The following is a 20340-nucleotide window of genomic DNA, read 5'->3' on the forward strand; positions in this document are numbered from 1 at the left end:
CATGCTGATCCACCCCTGGGACGCGCCCACCTCCGACAGCGAGTGGCAGGAGTGGCTGGCCGTCCACGACTTCGGCCAGCTCACCGTCAACGGCCTCGACGGAGAGCCGCCGTTCGTCCAGCCGCTGCACTTCGCCTACGACCCGCGGGCCGGCGCCGACGGCCCCGGATCGGCCGGGCTGGGCGAGGCCGTCACGCACCTCGCCCGCCCGAACCCGATCTGGCGGGCCCTGGAGGCGAGCCCGCGGGTCACGCTCAGCGTCGTGGACGACTACACGTTCATCCCCGGCCCCTGGCACACGCCCGAGGGCGCCCCCACGGAACACGGCACACCGACCAGCTTCTACGCCGCCGTCCTGCTGTACTGCACCGCCCACATCGTGGACGACCCGCAGCTCAAGGCCGACCTCCTGCGGCGCCAGGTCGGCCACTTCCAGCCCCGCGGCGGCACCGCGCCCGTGGAACCGGGCCAGGAGCCGTTCGGCCGCATGCTGCCCGGCATCCGCGGTGTCCGCCTCGACGTCACCGACGTACGGGCGAAGTTCAAGTACGGCGGCAACAAGCCGGAGCGGATGCGGCGGCGCGTCATGGACCTGCTCGCGGACCGGGACGGGCCGCACGACGCGGCGGCCCGTAGCCATCAGATCCGCCGCCTGTCCGCGGCGGCCGACGCCGGGACCGGCGCCTGAGGGCTCACCCCACGGGCGCCGCCCTCCGCTGCGCCGACGCGGACCTGGCCTCCTCGAGACCGAGACCGGTCACGGCCGCCAGCAGGATCACGGTGCCCGTCACCGTCGCGGCCGTGAGATGTTCACCGAGCAGTGCCACGGCGATGACGGCCGCCGAGACCGGCTCGATCAGGGCGATCACCGAGACGGTCGCGGCCCGCAGGACCGCGGCGCCCGCGAAGTACAGTCCGTACGCGGCGGCCGTCGGCACCGACGCCAGGTAGCAGAGCAGCAGCACCGTACGGCCGAGCCCCGCCGCCTGCGGCAACAGCCCCTCGGCCCAGGCCGCGGGCAGCAGCGCCACCGCGCAGATGCCGAACGACCACAGCGAGGTGTCCAGCGGGTCGCCCGCGGAGCCCGTGCGCCCCAGCCACCGGGTGAGCAGCGTGATCGCCGCGTATCCCGTGGCGGACAGCACCGCGAGCAGCACACCGAGCGGCTGTACGCCCGTACCGCCGTCGCCCAGCACCAGCACCGCGAGGCCGCCGAGCGCGCCCGCCACGGCCGCCGTACCGCCGCGCCCGAGCCGCTCCCCCATCGCCAGCCGCGCCACGACCGCGATCAGCACCGGGCCCGATCCGAGCGTCACCACCGTGGCCACCGCAAGCCCGGTGGACTTCACCGCGCAGAAGTACGCGGTCTGAAAGAGCGTCAGGCCCGCGCCGGTGACCAGGATCCGCACCGCCTTGCGCCGCCGCGGCTCCGCCCGCACCACCCGCACCGCGGCGGCCGGACGCACCGCGCGCACCGCCGCAAGCAGCAGAAAGCCGCCGGCCGCCCGCCAGAAGGTCAGCGACAGCGGGCCGAGCCCGCTCCCGTCGTACAACAGCGCCGCCGCGGCGCCCGCCGTGCCCCAAGCGGTGGCCGCGAAAACGACATAGATCAGGCCCCGGTTCGTCGACAGGGCAGCGTCGACCGGGGTGTGGACATGCGTGAGTGACACGAGAATTCTCCCGCGGAAGAGGTGGGGTGAGGTCGCCGGTCGCCATATGCGGACAGCGGCGACCCGGCCGTTCACCTCGAACGCGAGTCACCGCGCCGGGTCCGGCCCCAGGTCTTCCGAAATGTCGCCGCCCGCGTCAGACGGCAGGAGGCGGGAGAACGGTGAGATGCATGGGGGAAGCTTACGCGAGGGGGGTGGGGGCGGGGGGGGTGGGCTCGGGGGGGGAAGGGTGAGGGCAGGGCGGTGGAGGGAGGCGGGTTGGGGGGCGGGGGCTCTTGCGGGGGGGAGGCAGGGGTGCGGGTCGCCCACTCGCGTCGGCGCACCGGTACGGGTCGCCCTCCCGCGTCAAGCCAGCGTTGCGGGTCGCCCACTCGCGTCAGGTCACCGGTACGGCGAACCGTGCGTGGGAGCCCTCTTGCGTTGGCTCACCGTCCTTCCCCTTTTTTTGCCGCCCTCTCGCCTCCGGCGGCTTAGATCCGGTGTCGACGGTCGATCGTGCTCGCTCCCTCGTTCCTCGGTCGCTGTGCGCGTTCTCCCTTTCGACACCGGCGCCGCCTTCGGCTCGCTGGCTACCGGCGAACCCCACCGCGCAGCGGTGCCGTAAGGGCGCAGCCCCCGCGCAAACGCACCCCAGGAGCCCAGCCCCTCACGCAAACGCACCCCAGCGGCGAACCCCGGCGCGGAGCGGTGCTCGGTGGGGAGGCGTTTGGCGCTAGGCGTCGGCCAAGTCGGGTTCCGGGAGGGGGTCCGGCGTCGCCGCCGGCTTGGCGCGGCTGGCCGTTTGGGCCGTGAAGGCGCCCGCCAGGACGAGGGCGCCGCCGACGACCTGGGCGGCGCCCAGGTGCTCGTCGAGGAGGACCCAGGCGAGGACGGTGCCGACGATGGCTTCGAGGGTGGCGACGACCCCGGCGATCTGAGGGGTGAGGCGGCGGACGGCGAGGACGCCGGCGAGGTAGGCGACGACGGTGGAGACGAGGACGATCCAGGCGACGAGGAGAACGGCCGGGACCTCGCGCTCACCGAGCGCGGACTGCTGCCAGACGATCGCCCAGTCGATGTTCCAGGGGCGGGCGACGACCGAGAGGACGGCGGTGCCGACCAGGAGGCCGTAGGCGATGACGGCGATGGGTTCCGGCGCGTCCGCGCTCTCCGCGCCGTCGTCGGCGAGGACGAAGTAGGCGACCTGGCAGCAGGCGGCGCCGAAGGCGAGGAGCAGGCCGAGCGGGTCGAAGGCCAGGCCGGACCAGATCTCGACGACGGCGGCCATGCCGGCGATGGCGAGGACGACACCCAGGGCGGCGGACCGGCTGACGGGGCGGCGCTGGACGAAGCGGACCCAGCCCAACAGCAGGGCGGGGCCGAGGAATTCGACGAGGATGGCGACGCCGACCGGGATGCGGGAGATGGCCACGAAGTACAGGGCCTGGCAGCCGGTGATACCGAGGAGGCCGAACCCGAGGATCAGTCCCGGCCTGCGGCGGGGCAGTTCGCGGTGGCGCAGGGCGATGGGGAGCAGGATGAGCGCGGCGCCCGCGACGCGCATCCAGACCACGTGCAGCGGGTCGAGCCCTGATTCGATCAGCGGTTTGGCGGCCACGCCCGAGCCGCCGAAGGCGAAGGCGGACACCAGAGCGAGCCCGAGGCCCCCGTTTCGCCGCTGAGTTACGTGCATCGGGTCATGATGTCAGCTCGCGACAGGACCGTCATCCCGGTAGCCGCTGACGTCGAGTCCGGCGGCGCGCAGCACGTCCACGGCGCGGCATTCGGGGTCGGAGGCGAGCGCGTCGAGCAGGTCGATGCCGTCGGCCTGGGTGCGGCCACGGCGGCGGGCGAGGGCGACGGCGTTGCGGATCGCGGCGGCGGCGGACGGGCTCCAGCCGGTGCCGGCGACGGCCTGGACGGTGGGCAGCGCGCCGGAGTCCTCGACGGTGCCGCGCCAGCGCAGCCCGTAGCCGATGCTGCGCTGCACCAGGTAGCCGAGCACGCGGACGACCTGGCCGGTCCCGGCGTCGCAGGCGGCCCGCGCCAGGGGGTCGATCTCCAAAAGGGAGTGCAGCAGGTGGGCGGTGTCGATCTGCTGGTCGCCGTCGCGCGTGGCCCGGCGGCGCGCGCTGGCCGCCACGGAACGCAGTTCGACCGTGAGGCGGAGGTCGTCCGCCAGGTGGCTCAGGTCGAGCGGCGGCCCGTGGTTGCTGTACACGCCATCCACTTCATCAGGCGGCCCCGGTGTGGCGCATCCGCACCGGGGGCCATCCGTGCCTCCGCCCATGGAGGGGGTTGGCCGGTTCCCGCGTCATCCCCAGGGATGAGTCATGGCCACAGCAGGGTCCGGGTCCAACCGCCGTCCGTGTCCGCGTCGCCGCGCCCGTCCCGGCCCTCCCCCGCCTGACCGGAGCGGGTGTAGCGCAGCCGTACGTGGAAGCGGCCGGGGTCGGCCTGGAAGAACTCCGCCTCCTGGGCACGCAGCCGGTACACGGTGTGGCCCTCGGGAATCCGTTCCGGTTCCGCGGCCACCAGGGCGTCCGCCGCGGCGCGCGCCCGCTCGTACTCCATCGCTCCGGTCAGCGGGCCGCTCATCCGCCCGGTGAAGCCGGCGGCGCGGGAGGCCGGGGAGCGGCCGAGGAAGTCCCGCCGGGCGGTCTCCTCGTCCAGTACGTCGACCGGTCCCGTCATCCGGATCTGCCGTCCGTGCGCGGGCCAGTACCAGGTCAGCGCGGCGACGGGGTGCGCGGCCAGGTCGCGGCCCTTGCGGCTGACCGCGTCGGACGCGAAGTCGACGGCGCAGTCGGCGGTGTCGACTCCGCGCAGCATCAGGACGCGGGCGCTGGGCGTGCCGTCGGCGCCGACCGTGGCGAGCGTCATGACGTGCGGTTCCGGCAGTGCGTCGGAAAGCGCCAGTTCCAGCCAGGTCGCGAAGAGCGGGCCGGGGGTGTCGGGGGCGTCGCCCGGGTCGAATTCCGGCAGCGGCCCGGCCAGTACGGGGGCGGCCCGCAGCCTGGCGAGCAGTGCCGCGTCGCCCGGCGTGGGGTCGCCGGGCGACGTTCGCCCGCGTCCCGGTCCGCCGGGTGCCGCCTCGTCCGGCGGCGCGTTACCGACTGCCGGCCCGTCGGGTGCCGCATCATCGGGTGACGCGCCCCCGGGTGACGCGTCGCTTCCGCCGTCGGGGGTAGCCGGACCGTCGTCTTCGCGCATATGTCCTCCCGTCCGACCCGCAACCGTACCGGCCGTCGCCTCGTCCCTCTCTGGCGACACACACCGACCTGCCCCGCCACCGGGGAAGGAGTTCCATGGTCCGACCGCTGCTCTTCCTGGATGTCGACGGTGTGCTCAATCCGGTGCTGCCCTCGCCGGACTTCACCGTGCACGACATCCTGACCCACACCGTGCTGCTGTCCGCCCGGCACGGCGTGTGGTTGCGCGAACTGGCGGACATGTACGACCTCGTCTGGGCGACCACCTGGGAGCACGAGGCGAACACGCACATCGCCCCGCGCCTGGGTCTGCCGCCGCTGCCGGTGGTGGAATTCAGCGGCTACCGGCCGCGGCCCGGTGATCCGCCGCTGCGCGAGGCGGAGCGGTACTCGGCGCGCAAGTGGGCGCCGATCCTGCGGTACGCGGCGGGGCGGCCCTTCGCCTGGACCGACGACGTGATCCCGCGCCGTCTGGTCCGCAGGGCCAGGTTCCGTCCGGACCGGCTGCTGCTGCCGGTCAATCCGGCGCACGGTCTGCCGAGGGCGCACGTGAACCGGCTGCTGGCCGCTCCCCCGACGCTGTCGCGCAGCGTCGGCAGGCCGCACTCCCCGTATCTGACGGTCCATCAGTATTGAGTGTTGCGGCGCCCGCGGTTACGGTGCGCGGCACGACCGGTGCTCAGGGAGTGGACCGGTACTCAGGGAGTGATCGCATGGCCGAAGTCTCCGCACAGGCGCGTATCGCGGCCCCCGCAGGCAAGATCTGGGACCTGCTCACCGACTTCTCCTCCTACGGCGAGTGGAACGCCACCCACACCGCCTTCCCCGACGGCGGCCCGCGGCCGCTGACGGCCGGGGCCACGTACCAGGAGAGCCTGCGGATGATGGGCTTCCCCGCGGACGTGACCTGGACGGTCGACGAGTTCGAGCCCGAGCGGGTGCTGGGCAGCAGCGGCAAGGGGCCGATGGGGGTGAGCCTCGGGATGCGGTACGCGCTCACGCCCGACGGCGACGCCACCGAGGTACGGATCGACGGCACCTTCACCGGGGCCGCCGTCTCCCTCATGGCGGGCAAGCTGAAGGACTCGGCGACGACCGCGCTCAATGACTCGCTGCGCGCCATCGCCGGGCTCGTCGAACCGGCCGAGCCCCCCGCGCCGGGCACGTGACGGTCCGACCGTGCGCGAGGCGCCGGGCCGCGCGAGGGGGTCGTCCCTCACGCGGCCCGGCGGTGTGCGTGGATCAGCGGACCGTCACCGTGGCGGTCTGCGTCCCCGCCGTGAAGACGTAGGCGCCGCGTGCCACTTCCTGCTTGCCCGCGCCGTTGACGTCACCGGGGGTGACGGCGAGACGGCTCGGCGGCACGTCGAGCGCGACGGTACGGGACTGCCCGGCCTTCAGGTGCACCTTGGTGAAGGCGACCAGCTTCCGGGACGGGGCGAGCACGTCGCTCGATGGCTGCGACACGAACACCGGCACCACCAGATCGCCGTCACGGCCACCGGAGTTGGAGACCTTCACCTTCAGGTGGATAGTGTCCCGGGCCCGCACGGTGGACGAGTCGGCCTTGACCGAGTCGAAGCCGTAGGTGGTGTACGACAGGCCCGCTCCGAAGGGGTAGGCGGCGTCGACGAAGGACTCGGGGCCGCCGTTGGTGCCGGGCAACTGCTGGTAGTACATCGGCTCGTTGCCGATGTCCTTGGGCCAGGTCGCGTTGAGCCGGCCGCTCGGGTTGACCTTGCCGAACAGCACGTCGGCGACGGCGTTGCCGCCCTCGCTGCCGGGCAGCCAGGACATCAGCAGGCCCTGGGTGCCGTCCGCCTCGCCGAGCACCAGCGGGCGTCCGGCGAGGACCACGGTGACCACCGGCTTGCCGGTCGCCTTGAGGGACTTCACCAACGCCACCTGGTCGGCGGTCAGGGCTGGCCGCGGGCTGTCCGCCGCGCCCTCGGCCGCCGCCTTCTCGCCGACGACCACCACGGTCAGATCGGCGTTCTTGGCCTGCGCCACCGCGTCGTCCGCGGTCTTGGCCTGGACGACCTCCGTACCGGAGGGCGCCGCCTTCTTGATGCCCTGGAGCACGGTGGTGCCGGGCAGCGTCACCCCGTCGGGCACGCCCTGCCAGCCCACCGTCCAGCCGCCGACCTGGTCGTTGATGTCGTCGGCGTAGGAACCGGCGACCACGATCTTCTTGGCGGAGGACGAGATCGGCAGCACATTGCCGTCGTTGCGCAGCAGCACCTGCGACGCGTCGGCCGCCTGCCGCGCCAGCGCGGTGTCGGCGCCGAGCACCCGGCCGTTGGCCTTCGAGGCGTCCACGTAGGGGTGTTCGAACAGGCCGAGTTCGAACTTCATCTTCAGGATGCGGGACACGGACTGGTCGATGCGCTTCTCGGTGACCAGGCCGCGCTGCACGGCGGTCTTCAGGCCGGTGCTCCAGCCCTGCGCGTCGTACGGCTCCATCGCCATGTCCAGGCCCGCGTTGACGGCCTTGGCGATGGCCTCGGGGTAGTCGGCGGCGACGTGGTACGCGGTCTGCAACGCGGCGACGTCCGCCCAGTCGCTGACCTCGACGCCGTCGAAGCCCCACTGCTTGCGCAGCACATCGGTGAGCAGGTAGTGCGAGGCGGTCGCCGGAATGCCGTTGACGGCACCGGAGTTGATCATCACCGACTGCGCGCCCGCGTCGATGGCCTGCTTGTACGACGGCAGCAGCGTGTCCTGGAGGTAGCGCATCGAGACGTCGCCGGGCACGCGGTCGTGGCCGTTGCCGGGCTCGCCGTAGCCGGGGAAGTGCTTGACGGTGGCGGCCACGTTCTTGGCGCCGTTGGCGCCCTCGATGCCGTCGACCGCCGCGGCGGCGAGCGTGCCCGCGAGCAGCGGGTCCTCGCCGAAGGTCTCGTAGTAGCGGCCCCAGCGCTGGTCGCGCGCGATGTCGGTGACCGGCGCGAAGTTCCAGTCGATGCCGGTGGCCGCGACCGCCTTGGCGGTGGAGGCGGCGGAGTTCTTGGCCAGCGTCGGGTCCCAGGCGGAACCGAGGCCGATCTCCTGCGGGAAGATCGTGGCGCCCAGCACGTTGTTGTGGCCGTGCACGGCGTCGACGCCGTAGATGATCGGGATGTGCAGCCGGGATTTCTCGACGGCGTATTTCTGCACCGTGTTGACCATCTTCGCCCAGTTCTCGGGCGTGTTGACCGCAGGTCCCGCGCCGCCGCCGGACAGTACGGATCCGGCCGCGTTGTCGAGAAGCACGCTCTTCATGCAGGATTCGGTGAATTCACCACCGCTCCACTCGCAGTCGCCTTGCATTCTGACCACGGAGATCTGGTCCATCTGACCGATCTTCTCGGCCAGTGTCATCCGCTTCAGCAGGTCCTTCACCCGGACGTCGACCGGTGCTTTCGCGTTGGTGTACGTCGGATTGTCCCCGGCCTCCGCCGGTACGGAAGCGACCGCGGCCACACACGCCGCGGCGGTGGCGAGTGTCAGAATGACTCTGAGGCGTGGTCGTCGTCGTGCGTTCGTAGGCATCGCAGGCGTCCCGTTCCTGTCGGGGTCCCGGCCGGTTGTCGGGACCTAGTGCCGTAAACGTTTCCGATCGGCCGGAAGTCTGTCCTCGCCTTGACTGATCGTCAAGACTGTACGCAGGAGTCACCTTTCACCTGTCCCAAGTTTCCACGTTGTTCCCCTCGCGCAGAATCAGGTACGCCGTGAACATTCGTGAACTCGCCCGCCGCAGTGGTGTGTCGACCGCCACCGTGTCCCGGGCTCTCAACGACCGCGCCGAGGTGAGCGAGGCCACCCGCGCGCGAATCCGGCAACTGGCGATCGAGTTGGGTTACGCGCCCAATGAACCGGCCCGCACCCTGGTCAGGCGCCGCTCGGACACCATCGGTCTGATCTGGGACAGCGGACAGGAGGCACAGGGACTCCACAACCCTTTTCTGCTCGGCCTGTTGAGCGCGGTGCGCACCGCGCTGTCCGAGGCGGACTACCACCTGATGCTGCTGACGACGCCGGGCCCCGAGGACCCGGACGCCGCGCATCTGCAAGCGGTGCGGCGGCACAATCTCGAAGGCGTCATCGTGCTGACCACCCCCGCCGACGACCGCTGCCTGCGCGTCCTGGCCGCGTCCGCCGTGCCCTGCGCGGGCATCGACACCGCGTTCACCGGGCCGCGTACGGTACGGGTCAGCTCCGACAACGCGGCGGGCGCGGAAGCGGCGGTGGAGCATCTGTACGCGCTGGGGCACCGCAGGATCGCCACCATCACCGGTCCGCTGCACCTTCCCCCGGCCGCCGAGCGGCTGGCGGGCTACGAGCGGGCCTGCGCCCGGCTGGGGCTCCCGGTGCCGCCGCAGTACGTGACCGAGGGCGACTTCTTCCTCGACAGCGGCGAAGAGGCGGCCCGCAGGCTGCTCGCGGTGGCCGAGCCGCCGACGGCGATCTTCGCGGCGGGCGACCAGATGGCGGTCGGCGCGATGCACGCGGCGGCCGACGCCGGCCTCTCGGTGCCCCGCGATCTGGCGGTGGTCGGCTTCGACGACATCGACGCCGCCGCGCTGGTGCGCCCGGCGCTGTCCACGGTGGCGCAGGACCAGCGCGGGCTCGGTGAGGCGGCCGTGGAGGCGCTGCGCGAGCTGATCGACGCGGCGCCGGTCGACACGGCGGAGCCGCGGATCATCCCGACCCGCCTGCTGATACGCGGATCGAGTCGGCCCGGAGCGTGACGCCCCGGACCGACTCGATGATTCGCGGGCGGCGCCGGTACGGGACCGGGCGCCCGGTGACCGCCGACGTCACTCCTTGGTGAGGTCGGTGACGTCCTCGTCGGCCAGGATCAGGTAGAGCTTCTTGCGGGCGTCGTTCACCACGGTCAGCGCCTTCGCGCGCTGCTCGGGGGTGCCGGTGGCCCACACCTGGCGGAAGGCCTCGATGAGACCGCCGCCCGCCTTCCTTATCTCGTTCATGGCATCCCAGTCGACGCCGCGACCGGCGTCCTCCCACGGGGCCTCGGGGCCCGCGTCGGCTTCTGTTCTGCCGTTGTCGGTGAGCGTGAAGAGCTTCTTGCCGCCCTCGCTCGCGCTGCTGATCAGGCCCTCGTCCTCCAGCAGTTGCAGCGTCGGGTAGACCGAGCCGGGGCTCGGCTTCCACGCGCCGCCGCTGCGTTCGGCGATCTCCTGGATCATCTCGTAGCCGTGCATCGGGCGGTCCTTCAGCAACGCCAGGATCGAGGCGCGTACATCGCCCCGCCGTGCCCTGCCGCGCGGTCCGCCGCGCCCCCGGCCGCCGGGCCCGAAGGGGCCTCCGCCGAAGGGCGGTCCGAACGGCCCGAAGGCCGACCGTCGCTCGTCCCGCTCGCCCCAACCGTGATGTCCGGGGCCGCGGTGTCCATGTTCGTGTCCTTGGGAACGCATGATGACGCTCCTTTCATCGTTGATCGTTCGCGATGGCTCAACGATATATCGGAACTGTTCGGATGGCAAGGCCCCAGGTCGACGGCGGCGACGGGAGGGCGACAGGGGGGCCGCGGGGCGGGCGCGGCACGGGTCACGAGCGGGCGCGGTCACCGGAAGCGGAATCCGCCGAACACCGCCCGCCGGGCGTGGGGCGCGCCGCTACGCTCTCGCCATGCGCATCCGAATAGTCGACGCCTTCACCGACCGCCCGTTCACCGGCAATCCGGCGGGGGTGCTGCTGCTCGACTCGGAGGAGTTTCCGCCGGACCGGTGGCTTCAGCAGGTCGCGGCGGAGCTGAATCTGTCAGAGACCGCGTTCGCGCACCGGCTGGCCGACGCGCCGGAAGCGGACTGGGCGCTGCGCTGGTTCACCCCGGTCACGGAGGTGGGGCTGTGCGGCCACGCCACGCTGGCCACCGCCCATGTGCTGCGCACCAGCGGCGCGCACAAGGGCACGGTCTGGTTCCGTACCAGCGCGGGCGTGCTGTCGGCGGAGGCGGCCGGGGACGGCTCGATCACCTTGGACTTCCCGGCGGCCCCGCTCACGCCGGTGGCCGCGCCGACGGGTGTCGCGGCGGCGCTCGGCGCCAAGCCGCTGACCGTGCTGGACACCGGCCCCGACTGCGGTGACCTGCTGATCGAGGTCACCGACGAGAAGACCGTACGGGCACTGGCGCCCGACTTCGCGGCGCTCGCCCGGCACTCGCGGCGCGGGGTGATCGCCACCGCGGCGGCCGAGGACGACTCGCGCGGATACGACTTCGTCTCGCGCGGCTTCTTCCCCGCCGTCGGCATCGACGAGGACCCGGTGACCGGCAGCGCGCACACCGCGCTGGCGCCGTTCTGGTCGCAGCGGCTCGGCCGCACGACGCTCACCGGCTTCCAGGCGTCCCCGCGCGGCGGGCTGGTCCGTACCCGGGTGCGCGGCGAGCGGGTGCTGCTGACCGGTGCCGCGGTCACCGTGGTGGACGGCGAGCTGCACGCGGTGCCGTAAGGCCGCGGTGCGTCACGGCGCGGTGCCGTAAGCGCCGTAACGCCGTAAGCGCCGTAACGCCGTAAACGCTGTCGCAAGGGCTCCGCTCGCGCGTCACCCCGTGGGCAGCCACCCCACCTTCCCGGCCAGCAGCGCGTAGCCGACGAAGGCCACCGTGTCGATGAGGGAGTGGGCCGCCACCAGCGGCCCCACCCGGCCCCACCGCCGGTACAGCAGCACGAAGACGACGCCCATCACCATGTTGCCGACGAAGCCGCCGACGCCCTGGTAGAGGTGGTACGAGCCGCGCAGCAGCGCGCTCGCGGCCAGCGCGGCGGCCGGGCTCCAGCCCAACTGGCCGAGCCTGCGCAGCAGATAGCCGACCACGATCACCTCTTCGAGTACCGCGTTCTGCACGGCGGAGGCGATCAGGACCGGGATCTTCCACCACACGTCGGGCAGCGACTCGGGCACGACGGTGAGGTTGAAGCCGGCCGCCCTGACCCCGAGGTAGAAGGCGAGCCCGGTGCCGCCGATGACGGCCGCGACGGCCGCGCCCCGGGCCAGGTCGAGCCGCGGCCGGGTGCGGTCGAAGCCGATCACGGGCATGCCGACCCGCTCCCTGGCCAGCAGGTGGGCGACCAGCGCCACCGGGGCGAGCGCTGTGGCGATGGAGAAGACCTGCCAGGCCAGATCCAGCCACGGCCGGCCCGGCGCCTGGGAGCCGACGAGGGTGGCCGCCTGGTCCTTGAGCGCGCCCGGCCTCGTCACGGAACCGATGAAGTCGATCAGCGCGGCAACGCCGCTCGCTCCCAACGACAGCGCCAAGACGACCAGGGTCTCGCTGCGCAGCGTCCGCCGCTGCAACCCTGCCTCCACCTCGTATGACTCTGCGTGCACGCGGACCTCCATTTACGTCATCCCGCTTCAGCGCCGTCCGCGCATGGCTATGGTCTCCGGCAAAGATACGAAGGCCGGGGTCTACTGTTCGTAGCCACCCCAGGAGAGGCACGGAGCGATGGGTCGTCACCGCATATCCGATGGCCGGGAATCGACGGGTGGAGCGCCGCCCGCCAGGACCCGGCGCCGTGCCACCGCGGCGGCCACCGCGCTGGTGATCACGGCGGGCGCGGGCACCTTCGCGGTGCTGCGCGGCGGACTGCTGCCGCTGAGCGGCGCATGCCGCGGCGGCACGGTACGGATCGGCGCGGTCGCCTCGCCCGACATCGCGCCCGCGCTGACCGCCGTCGCCGACCGGGCGCGCCGCGAGCACGACACGACCGACGGCCGCTGTCTGGACGTCCGGGTGACCGCGCGGAACTCCGCCGACGTCGCCGCGGAACTGGTCGACAACACCAAGAAGCCGGATTTCGCGGTGTGGGTGCCGGACGACAGTCTGTGGGTGGCCCAGACGTCCGCCACCGGCAGCGCCAGGGCGCTGACGAAGCTGCGGTCGGTCGCCGAGTCCCCGGTGGTGGTCGGCGCGCTCCAGTCGCAGGCCAAGACGCTGGGCTGGCCGTCCAAGACGTACACCTGGGCGGAGTTGGCCGGGGTGGCGGGCAGCAGACCGGACCTGCGGTTCGGTACGGCCGATCCGGCGCTCAACTCCACCGGCATGCTGGCGCTGGCGATGATCAACGCGTCCATCGCGCGGGCCGGCGGGAGCGAGGGCACCGACTCCGACACGGAGTCGGCGGCTGCCGCGAAGGCCCTCGCGCAGCGCACCGAGCCCAGCGACGAGCAGGCGGTCGCGACGCTGCCGCGCGACACGACGCCTGCGGAGCTGGCCGACCCCAAGCGGAGCCAGGCGCTGATCCTGTCCGAACAGGCCGCGTTCGCGCACAACGGCGGTTCCGCGCCGCCGCTGCGGCTGTTCTACCCTTCGGACGGCGCGGCGACCCTGGACTACCCGTACACGATGGTCGACGACCCGCATCTGAGCACCGATCAGGGCCGGGCCGCCAACCGCTTCCTGACCCTGCTGGGCAACGACGAGGGCGTGCGGACGATCGCGGACGCGGGTTTCCGTACGCCCGGCGGCGATCCGGACACGGAGACCGTGCGGCGCGCGGGCGGCCAGTCGCCGCAGCCCCTGTCGGCCACGCCCGCGCCCTCACCCTCCGCGCCCGAGCTCCAAAAGCTCCGGCTGATGTGGCAGATCACCGTGCAGAGCGCGCGGATCACCACGGTCGTGGACGTGTCCGGGTCGATGGCCGACGTCGTCCCCGGTTCGGGCGGCAGGTCGCGGCTCGACATCACCAAGGAGTCGCTGCGGCAGGCGCTGTCGCAGTTCACCCCGAAGGACGAGATCGGGCTGTGGCGCTTCTCCACCCGGCTCAGCGGCTCGCGCGACTACCAGGAGATCGTCCGGACCGGCCCGCTCGGCGGCACCGTCGCCAAGGGCGTCACGCGCCGCCAGCAGCTCGACAGCGCGTTCCATGACCTCCAGCCGGTGCCGGGCGGCTCGACCGGCCTGTACGACACGGCGCTCGCGGTCTACCAAAGCGCCGTCTCCTCGTACGGGACCGGCAAGTTCAACGCGGTGGTGATCCTCACCGACGGCGCCAACGAGGACCCGGGCAGCATCTCGCTCAACGCCCTGACGTCCAGGCTGAAGACGCTCGACGACCCGGCGCGGCCGGTGCCGCTGATCGCCATCGCGGTCGGCGCGAACGCCGACAAGGCAGCCTGCGACCGCATCGCGAAGGCCACCGGCGGGGCCGCGTATCAGGTCAACGACCCCTCGGAGATCCAGGCGGTCCTGCTGAAGGCCGTCGTGGCGGCGGCCACCAGCGCCGCCGCGAAGGCGCCCTGAGGCCGCTGTACGGGCCCGCGCCCCATCAGGCCCCCGCGCGCCACGGCTCACGCCACCGGCCAGGAGTGCACCGGCTCGCCGTCCAGCATGAGTTCGCGGTACCGCTGGGTCATCGCGGCGAGCGCGGGCCGCCGGTCGAGGCCGCGCTCCAGCATCCGGTGGAAGACCGCCGACTGCCATTCGGCGCCGTTGGTACGGCGACGGCAGCGCTGTTCGATGATGCCGAGGTAGTGGTCGCGGTCGACGGCCTCGATGCCCCACGCGTCGAGCCCCGCCGCGGCCAGCGGCAGCAGTTCGTCGAGGATCAGGTCGGTGGCGGGGATCTCCGCGAGGCCGCCGTTGCGGCCGCGCGGCCACTGGAGGACCGCGCCGATGCCGTCGCGGCAGGACGCCTCGAAGTTGGCCGCGGCGGCGGCGAAGGGCAGCTTGTGCCAGACCGGGCGTGACGCCTCTGCCAGGGCGCGGACCAGACCGTAGTAGAAGGCGGTGTTGGCGACGACGTCGGCCACGGTGGGACCGGCGGGCATCACCCGGTTCTCCACGCGCAGGTGCGGGACGCCGTCGACCACCTGGTAGACGGGACGGTTCCAGCGGTAGATCGTGCCGTTGTGCAGGGTGAGTTCGCGCAACTGCGGCACTCCCCCGTCGTCCAGCACCCGCAGCGGGTCCTCCTCGTCGCAGATCGGCAGCAGCGAGGGGAAGTACCGTACGTTCTCCGCGAAGAGGTCGGCGGCGGAGTCGATCCAGCGCTCGCCGAACCACGTGATGGGCCGCACCCCTTGGGCCACCAGCTCCTCCGGGCGGACGTCGGTGGCCTGGAGGAACAGCGGCGCGCGGGTCTCGCGCCACAGCTCACGGCCGAAGAGGAACGGCGAGTTGGCGCCGACGGCCACCTGCGGTCCCGACACGACCTGCGCCGCGTTCCACACGTCGGCGAAGCGGCCGGGGGTGACCTGGAGGTGCATCTGGGTGGAGGTGCAGGCGGCCTCGGGCGCGATGGACGCGGAGGTGTAGAGCAGGCGTTCGGCGCCCTCGATGTCGAGGGTGATGTCCTCACCGCGCATCGCCAGTATCCGCTCGTTGAGCAGCGTGTACCGGTCGGCGCGGGAGAGGTTGGCGGAGACCAGGTCCTGGGCCTCCAGGGTGGGCAGAATTCCCACCATCACGATGTGCGCGCCCACCTCGCGGGCCATCCGGTCGGCATACCCGAGACCGATCCGCAGTTCCTCGGCGAGGCGGTCCATGACCCGGCCGGAAAGCCGGTGCGGCGCGATGTTTACTTCAATATTGAACTGCGCGAGCTCGGTCTGGAAATCCCGGCTCGCGATGCGCTCAAGCACCTCTTCGTTCATCATGCGCGGCAGCCCGTCGGAATCCGCGAGATTCAATTCGATCTCCAGACCCATCAGATTGCGCGGCCGGTCGAATCGCTTCTCGTCCAACAGCCGCTCCAGCCCCACGAGACACTGCCGCAGCTTGCGCCGGTACAGCCTCCGGTCGGCCAGGTCGAACCCGTTGGCAACGACCTTCTCGCCCATCGACGCGTCCTTCCTCGTACGGATACTCACGGGAGGATGCCCACCCAAATGATCGATAACGCCACGGCGGCCCCGCGTCTGCCACTAGGCTGTGCACAACGGCTAACACAGTGGGTTCCTGTGGCACATACCACGGTCACGGCGCGGCGTAAAAACTTCGTGAATACGACCGGCGGGATCCAGCCGTCCGCAGCGGGCAGAAATATGCGGCGCACACCGCGCACCCTGCACGAATGCTTCGTGGACCATCGCAGAAGAAGGCGATTTCTCGCCTTGCGCGTAATACTGGCTGCGACTAGACGAAACACGGAGCGAACACACGTCGTATAAACTCCGTGAACAAGGCAAAGCATCCGCCCTCGCCGGACGCGCCTGAGCCGATCCCCTTTCCGCCCTCATGCGCCGTCCGCACCCCTGCCCCCGCACCACTGTTTGTCTCCCAGTGAGAGGCGACACCATGCCGCTGCTTGTCCCCCCAGCACCTGCTCCCGCCCTGCGGAGCATCCTGGCCGCGCTCAGCTCTCCCACCGCGGTCCAGGAGGCCCGGACGCCCGCGCTGCGGAACGCCCAAGGGCCCCTCACCGCCGAACACCCGCTCCCTGTCCATGTGTTCGAACCGGCGGACGTCCCCGGCGGCCTGCCTCGCGCACGATTGACCGGCTGGCGGTTCCACATCCTCGCCGGGGGCTGGCCGCAAGGCACCGTCGCCGCGGGCGAGACCGTGGCGACGGCTGACGGCTGGGTCTTCTCGCGCTTCTCCGAGGGGCCGTTCCTGGCCTCCACCGAGCGGGCGCTGCGCCAGGGGGACACGCTGCCCGCCACTTACCAACCGCATCTGCTCTCCGTGCCCAGCCTGTACATGCTGGCGCTGTGGCTGCACTGCGACCCGCGTGCCGACGCCTCGACGGCCCAGCCCACCCCGGCGGACGTGCTGGTGCCGCTGGCCCCCGCGCCGCCCGGCATCGCCCCGCACCGCCTGCACCGGCTGGCGGAGCTGATGCCGCTGCTCTCGGTACGGATGGCGCCGCCGCCGCTGCTGGGGTCGCCCGCCTGACGGCCTGTCGCCGCCTCTCCACGGTGCCCCCGCGAGCCACTGGGCCGCGGGGGCACCGTCGCGTCCCGCCCTCGCAACCGTCCGGCGGAGTGACGCGTCCTGTCCTCCAAGGGATTGCCTGCGTGAAATCCCTGCGGATCGACGTCAGTAGAGCAACACTGGGAACGGCCGTACCAACGGGGGAACGGAAATGAACCAGTCAGGCAGCGCAATCATCCGCACCAGCCACCTCTCGCAGCGAAAGACACCATCCATGTGCCAGCACAAGCCCCAGTGCCCCACCGCAGAGTGCCCCGACCGTGAGGCCGCGCACACCCTGGCCCACCACCCGGAGCAGGGCTGGAGCCTGCTGTGCAACGGCGTGCTCCTCTTCGAGGACACCGGCGAGCTGCTGCCCGACGGGCAGATCATCGCGCCGCACCGCCCCCTGGGCACCGAGCAGATCACCGCCGCGGCCTGACCGGTACGGGGCCGCCCGCACACGAGACCGCGCCGCACCGCGCACCGCCCCACACACAGAGCCGGTTCCACTGCTGACAGCGGAACCGGCTTCGTCATGTGCGGGCAGCCTCGCGCGAGACCGCCGGGCCCGTACCACCGGACCCGGTCGGCCCAACGCGCTCAGCTCTCGTACGCGCTCAGCTCTCGTACGCGTCCAGCGGCGGGCAGGAGCAGACCAGATTGCGGTCGCCGAAGGCGCCGTCGATCCGCCGTACCGGCGGCCAGTACTTGTCGGCCGCGACGACCCCGGCGGGGAAGACCGCCTCCTCGCGGCTGTACGGGTGCGCCCAGTCGCCGCCGAGCGCCGCCGGGGTGTGCGGGGCGTTGCGCAGCGGGTTGTCGTCGGCCGGCCAGTCGCCCGCGCCGACCCGGTCGATTTCGCCGCGGATCGCGATCATGGCGTCGCAGAAACGGTCCAGCTCCGCCAGGTCCTCGCTCTCGGTCGGCTCGATCATCAGCGTGCCCGCCACCGGGAAGGACATCGTCGGCGCGTGGAAGCCGTAGTCGATCAGCCGCTTGGCGATGTCGTCGACGCTGACGCCGGTCTCCTTGGCCACCGGCCGCAGGTCGATGATGCACTCGTGCGCGACCAGCCCGCCCGGGCCGGTGTAGAGCACGGGGAAGTGCGGCTCCAGCCGCTTGGCGACGTAATTCGCGCCCAGTACCGCCATCTGGGTGGCCTGCTTGAGCCCTTCCGCGCCCATCAGCCGTACATACGTCCAGGAGATCGGCAGGATGCCCGCCGAGCCCCACGGCGCGCCCGAGACGGGGCCGACGCCGGTGGCAGGTCCCGCGGTGGGCTGGAGCGGGTGGTTCGGCAGGTACGGCGCCAGGTGCGCGCGGACCGCGACGGGGCCGACGCCGGGGCCGCCGCCGCCGTGCGGGATGCAGAAGGTCTTGTGCAGGTTCAGGTGCGAGACGTCCGCCCCGAACCGGCCGGGCCTGGCCAGACCGACCAGCGCGTTGAGATTCGCGCCGTCCACGTACACCTGGCCGCCCGCGTCGTGCACGGCCGCGCAGACGTCGGTGATGTTGTCCTCGAACACGCCGTGCGTGGACGGGTAGGTGACCATCAGCACGGCGAGCTGGTCGCGGTGCTGCTCGATCTTGGCGTGCAGGTCAGTGACGTCCACGTCGCCGTTCTCGCCGGTCTTGACCACGACGACCTTCATGCCCGCCATCACGGCGCTCGCGGCGTTGGTGCCGTGCGCGGAGGACGGGATCAGGCAGACGGTACGGCCGGTGTCGCCGTTGGCGCGGTGGTAGGCGCGGACCGCGAGCAGCCCGGCCAGTTCGCCCTGGGAGCCCGCGTTGGGCTGGAGGCTGACCTTGTCGTAGCCGGTGACCTCGGCGAGCTGGTCCTCCAGGCCGTGGATCAGCGCCAGGTAGCCCTCGGCCTGCTCGACCGGCGCGAAGGGGTGCAGCGCGCCGAATTCGGGCCAGGTGACCGGCTCCATCTCGGTGGTCGCGTTGAGCTTCATCGTGCAGGAGCCCAGCGGGATCATCCCGCGGTCCAGCGCGTAGTCGCGGTCGGCCAGCCGCCGCAGATAGCGCAGCATCGCGGTCTCGCTGCGGTGCTGGTGGAAGACGGGGTGGGTCAGATACGCGTCGGTGCGCAGCAGTCCGGCGGGCAGCGCGTCCTCGGTGGCCGCGTCCAGCGCGTCGAGGTCGGCGGCGCTCCCCTGGACGCCGAAGGCGTCGAGGACGGCCGCGAGGCGGGCCCGGTCGGTGGTCTCGTCGCAGGCGATACCGACCAGGTCGGCGTCGGTCAGCCGCAGATTGACCCCGGCCTGACGGGCGGCGGCCACGACCTCGGCCGCGCGTCCCGGCACCCGCGCGGTGAGCGTGTCGAAGTAGCCGTCGTGCACGATCTCGACGCCGCCCGCGCGCAGGCCCGCGGCGAGCACCGCGGCGTAGCGGTGGGTGCGGCCGGCGATCTGCGCGAGCCCGTCGGGGCCGTGGTAGACCGCGTACATCGCGGCCATCACGGCGAGCAGGACCTGCGCCGTACAGATGTTGCTGGTGGCCTTCTCGCGGCGGATGTGCTGCTCGCGGGTCTGGAGGGCCAGCCGGTAGGCGCGGTTGCCGTCGGCGTCCACGGAGACGCCGACGAGGCGGCCGGGCAGGTTGCGGGCGTAGGAGTCGCGTACGGCCATGTATCCGGCGTGCGGTCCGCCGAAGCCCATGGGGACGCCGAAGCGCTGGGTGGTGCCCACCGCGATGTCCGCGCCCAGCTCGCCCGGCGAGGTGAGCAGCGTCAGCGCCAGCAGGTCGGCGGCGACGGTCACGACCGCGCCCAGCTCGTGCGCGCCCTCGATGACCGGGCGCGGGTCCCGTACGGCGCCCGAGGCGCCCGGGTACTGGAGCAGGACGCCGAAGACGCCACGCTCGGCGATCTCCGCCGGGATGCCCTCGGACAGGTCGGCGACGACGACCTCGACGCCGGTCGGCTCCGCGCGGGTCCGGATCACCGCGACGGTCTGCGGGAAGGTGTCGGCGTCGACCAGGAAGACGCCCTGCTTGACCTTGCCGACCCGGCGGGACAGCGCCATCGCCTCGGCCGCCGCGGTGCTCTCGTCGAGCAGCGAGGCGCCGGAGGTGGGCAGCCCGGTGAGGTCGGCGACGACGGTCTGGAAGTTGAGCAGCGCCTCCAGGCGGCCCTGCGAGATCTCCGGCTGGTACGGCGTGTAGGCCGTGTACCAGGACGGGTTCTCCATCACATTGCGCAGGATGACGGGCGGGGTGAAGGTGCCGTAGTAGCCCAGGCCGATCATCGGGGCCAGCACCTGATTGCGGTCCGCCAGCGCCCGCAGCTCGGCCAGCGCCTCGGCCTCGGTGCGGGCCTCGGGCAGCGCCAGGGCCTGCGCGCTCCTGATGGTGTCGGGCACGGCCGCTTCGGTGAGTTCGTCCAGGGAGCCGTAGCCGACCTGGGCGAGCATCTTCGCCTGCGCCGCTGCGTCGGGTCCGATGTGGCGCCTGGCGAACGGCACGCCCGCTTCCAGCTCGGCGAGGGGAATGCGACGGGAAGTCATCTGCGGAGGCCTCCTGGTCTGCGACGACCTTCGGGGGGTGCCGCGACGCGCGGACACCCGTACGGCCTCCCCCTCTGTCATCAGAACCTGAGAGCTTCACCGCCCCC

At 72.2% G+C, this 20340-nt stretch carries 17 protein-coding genes; 8 read left to right on the forward strand and 9 right to left on the reverse strand.

The annotated features are described in order from the left end of the window. The first annotated feature begins 1 nt into the window (after position 1). Positions 2-688 carry an FMN-binding negative transcriptional regulator gene (locus tag ACFY9V_RS24660; RefSeq protein ID WP_391162921.1) on the forward strand — a complete coding sequence of 229 codons (687 nt, stop codon included), beginning with the start codon at positions 2-4 and terminating at the stop codon, positions 686-688. 4 nt (positions 689-692) lie between these two features. Here ACFY9V_RS24660 and ACFY9V_RS24665 read toward each other — a convergent pair whose 3' ends face one another. The 4 genes from ACFY9V_RS24665 to ACFY9V_RS24680 form a co-directional block, all read right to left on the reverse strand. Further along, positions 693-1670, reverse strand: coding sequence for an EamA family transporter (locus tag ACFY9V_RS24665; RefSeq protein WP_391162923.1), 978 nt, complete (start codon positions 1668-1670; stop codon positions 693-695). Positions 1671-2382: 712 nt separating this feature from the next. Continuing rightward, entirely contained in the window at positions 2383-3342 is a 960-nt protein-coding gene (locus ACFY9V_RS24670; RefSeq protein ID WP_355335685.1) for an EamA family transporter, read from the reverse strand. A gap of 12 nt (positions 3343-3354) precedes the next feature. Next, positions 3355-3870, reverse strand: coding sequence for a Clp protease N-terminal domain-containing protein (locus ACFY9V_RS24675; RefSeq protein ID WP_355335688.1), 516 nt, complete (start codon positions 3868-3870; stop codon positions 3355-3357). Positions 3871-3980: 110 nt separating this feature from the next. Beyond that, the gene (locus ACFY9V_RS24680) at positions 3981-4862 is read right to left on the reverse strand and encodes a pyridoxamine 5'-phosphate oxidase family protein (protein ID WP_391162924.1); all 882 of its coding nucleotides are present in this window, start codon (positions 4860-4862) and stop codon (positions 3981-3983) included. A gap of 95 nt (positions 4863-4957) precedes the next feature. On the opposite strand from ACFY9V_RS24680, the gene ACFY9V_RS24685 reads away from it, so the two are divergent. After that, complete coding sequence (locus ACFY9V_RS24685) at positions 4958-5497, forward strand: HAD domain-containing protein (RefSeq protein ID WP_355335693.1); 540 nt, start codon at positions 4958-4960, stop codon at positions 5495-5497. A 77-nt stretch (positions 5498-5574) separates the two neighbouring features. Then, a complete protein-coding gene (locus tag ACFY9V_RS24690; RefSeq protein ID WP_391162925.1) occupies positions 5575-6030 on the forward strand; it encodes an SRPBCC family protein in 456 nt (151 codons plus the stop codon). Between the two features lie 73 nt (positions 6031-6103). Here the strand turns inward: ACFY9V_RS24690 and ACFY9V_RS24695 are convergent, their stop codons facing one another. Next, a complete protein-coding gene (locus ACFY9V_RS24695) occupies positions 6104-8323 on the reverse strand; it encodes a glycoside hydrolase family 3 N-terminal domain-containing protein (protein ID WP_391162926.1) in 2220 nt (739 codons plus the stop codon). Between the two features lie 248 nt (positions 8324-8571). On the opposite strand from ACFY9V_RS24695, the gene ACFY9V_RS24700 reads away from it, so the two are divergent. Continuing rightward, on the forward strand, positions 8572-9591 hold the full coding sequence (locus tag ACFY9V_RS24700; protein WP_391051132.1) for a substrate-binding domain-containing protein: 1020 nt from the start codon (positions 8572-8574) through the stop codon (positions 9589-9591). Between the two features lie 69 nt (positions 9592-9660). Here the strand turns inward: ACFY9V_RS24700 and ACFY9V_RS24705 are convergent, their stop codons facing one another. After that, entirely contained in the window at positions 9661-10278 is a 618-nt protein-coding gene (locus ACFY9V_RS24705; RefSeq protein WP_188283150.1) for a PadR family transcriptional regulator, read from the reverse strand. 214 nt (positions 10279-10492) lie between these two features. On the opposite strand from ACFY9V_RS24705, the gene ACFY9V_RS24710 reads away from it, so the two are divergent. Next, positions 10493-11314 carry a PhzF family phenazine biosynthesis protein gene (locus ACFY9V_RS24710; RefSeq protein WP_355335705.1) on the forward strand — a complete coding sequence of 274 codons (822 nt, stop codon included), beginning with the start codon at positions 10493-10495 and terminating at the stop codon, positions 11312-11314. Between the two features lie 93 nt (positions 11315-11407). On the opposite strand, the gene ACFY9V_RS24715 is transcribed toward ACFY9V_RS24710, so the two are convergent. Next, entirely contained in the window at positions 11408-12205 is a 798-nt protein-coding gene (locus ACFY9V_RS24715; RefSeq protein ID WP_391162927.1) for a type II CAAX prenyl endopeptidase Rce1 family protein, read from the reverse strand. 106 nt (positions 12206-12311) lie between these two features. Here ACFY9V_RS24715 and ACFY9V_RS24720 point away from each other — a divergent pair, with 106 nt between their 5' ends. Further along, a complete protein-coding gene (locus tag ACFY9V_RS24720) occupies positions 12312-14108 on the forward strand; it encodes a substrate-binding domain-containing protein (protein WP_391162929.1) in 1797 nt (598 codons plus the stop codon). Positions 14109-14155: 47 nt separating this feature from the next. On the opposite strand, the gene ACFY9V_RS24725 is transcribed toward ACFY9V_RS24720, so the two are convergent. Next, entirely contained in the window at positions 14156-15646 is a 1491-nt protein-coding gene (locus ACFY9V_RS24725) for a glutamate--cysteine ligase (protein ID WP_355335712.1), read from the reverse strand. Positions 15647-16103: 457 nt separating this feature from the next. Between ACFY9V_RS24725 and ACFY9V_RS24730 the strand changes: the two genes are divergently transcribed. Continuing rightward, positions 16104-16700 carry a hypothetical protein gene (locus tag ACFY9V_RS24730; RefSeq protein ID WP_355335715.1) on the forward strand — a complete coding sequence of 199 codons (597 nt, stop codon included), beginning with the start codon at positions 16104-16106 and terminating at the stop codon, positions 16698-16700. Positions 16701-16953: 253 nt separating this feature from the next. After that, positions 16954-17160 (forward strand): DUF5999 family protein, encoded by a 207-nt coding sequence (locus ACFY9V_RS24735; protein ID WP_355335718.1) that lies wholly within the window; start codon positions 16954-16956, stop codon positions 17158-17160. 178 nt (positions 17161-17338) lie between these two features. On the opposite strand, the gene gcvP is transcribed toward ACFY9V_RS24735, so the two are convergent. Further along, on the reverse strand, positions 17339-20233 hold the full coding sequence (gcvP, locus tag ACFY9V_RS24740; RefSeq protein ID WP_391162930.1) for an aminomethyl-transferring glycine dehydrogenase: 2895 nt from the start codon (positions 20231-20233) through the stop codon (positions 17339-17341). Positions 20234-20340: the final 107 nt, after the last annotated feature.

This window comes from Streptomyces sp. NPDC008317 (genome assembly GCF_042955955.1).
Taxonomy (GTDB): Bacteria; Actinomycetota; Actinomycetes; order Streptomycetales; family Streptomycetaceae; genus Actinacidiphila.

Coding starts and splice junctions, on each gene's coding strand:
- gcvP (WP_391162930.1), bottom strand. CDS start 20,233: ATGACTTCCCGTCGCATTCCCCTCGCCGAGCTGGAAGCGGGCGTGCCG.
- ACFY9V_RS24690 (WP_391162925.1), top strand. CDS start 5,575: ATGGCCGAAGTCTCCGCACAGGCGCGTATCGCGGCCCCCGCAGGCAAG.
- ACFY9V_RS24735 (WP_355335718.1), top strand. CDS start 16,954: ATGTGCCAGCACAAGCCCCAGTGCCCCACCGCAGAGTGCCCCGACCGT.
- ACFY9V_RS24685 (WP_355335693.1), top strand. CDS start 4,958: ATGGTCCGACCGCTGCTCTTCCTGGATGTCGACGGTGTGCTCAATCCG.
- ACFY9V_RS24705 (WP_188283150.1), bottom strand. CDS start 10,278: ATGCGTTCCCAAGGACACGAACATGGACACCGCGGCCCCGGACATCAC.
- ACFY9V_RS24710 (WP_355335705.1), top strand. CDS start 10,493: ATGCGCATCCGAATAGTCGACGCCTTCACCGACCGCCCGTTCACCGGC.
- ACFY9V_RS24730 (WP_355335715.1), top strand. CDS start 16,104: ATGCCGCTGCTTGTCCCCCCAGCACCTGCTCCCGCCCTGCGGAGCATC.
- ACFY9V_RS24725 (WP_355335712.1), bottom strand. CDS start 15,646: ATGGGCGAGAAGGTCGTTGCCAACGGGTTCGACCTGGCCGACCGGAGG.
- ACFY9V_RS24720 (WP_391162929.1), top strand. CDS start 12,312: ATGGGTCGTCACCGCATATCCGATGGCCGGGAATCGACGGGTGGAGCG.
- ACFY9V_RS24660 (WP_391162921.1), top strand. CDS start 2: ATGCTGATCCACCCCTGGGACGCGCCCACCTCCGACAGCGAGTGGCAG.
- ACFY9V_RS24670 (WP_355335685.1), bottom strand. CDS start 3,342: ATGCACGTAACTCAGCGGCGAAACGGGGGCCTCGGGCTCGCTCTGGTG.
- ACFY9V_RS24680 (WP_391162924.1), bottom strand. CDS start 4,862: ATGCGCGAAGACGACGGTCCGGCTACCCCCGACGGCGGAAGCGACGCG.
- ACFY9V_RS24715 (WP_391162927.1), bottom strand. CDS start 12,205: ATGGAGGTCCGCGTGCACGCAGAGTCATACGAGGTGGAGGCAGGGTTG.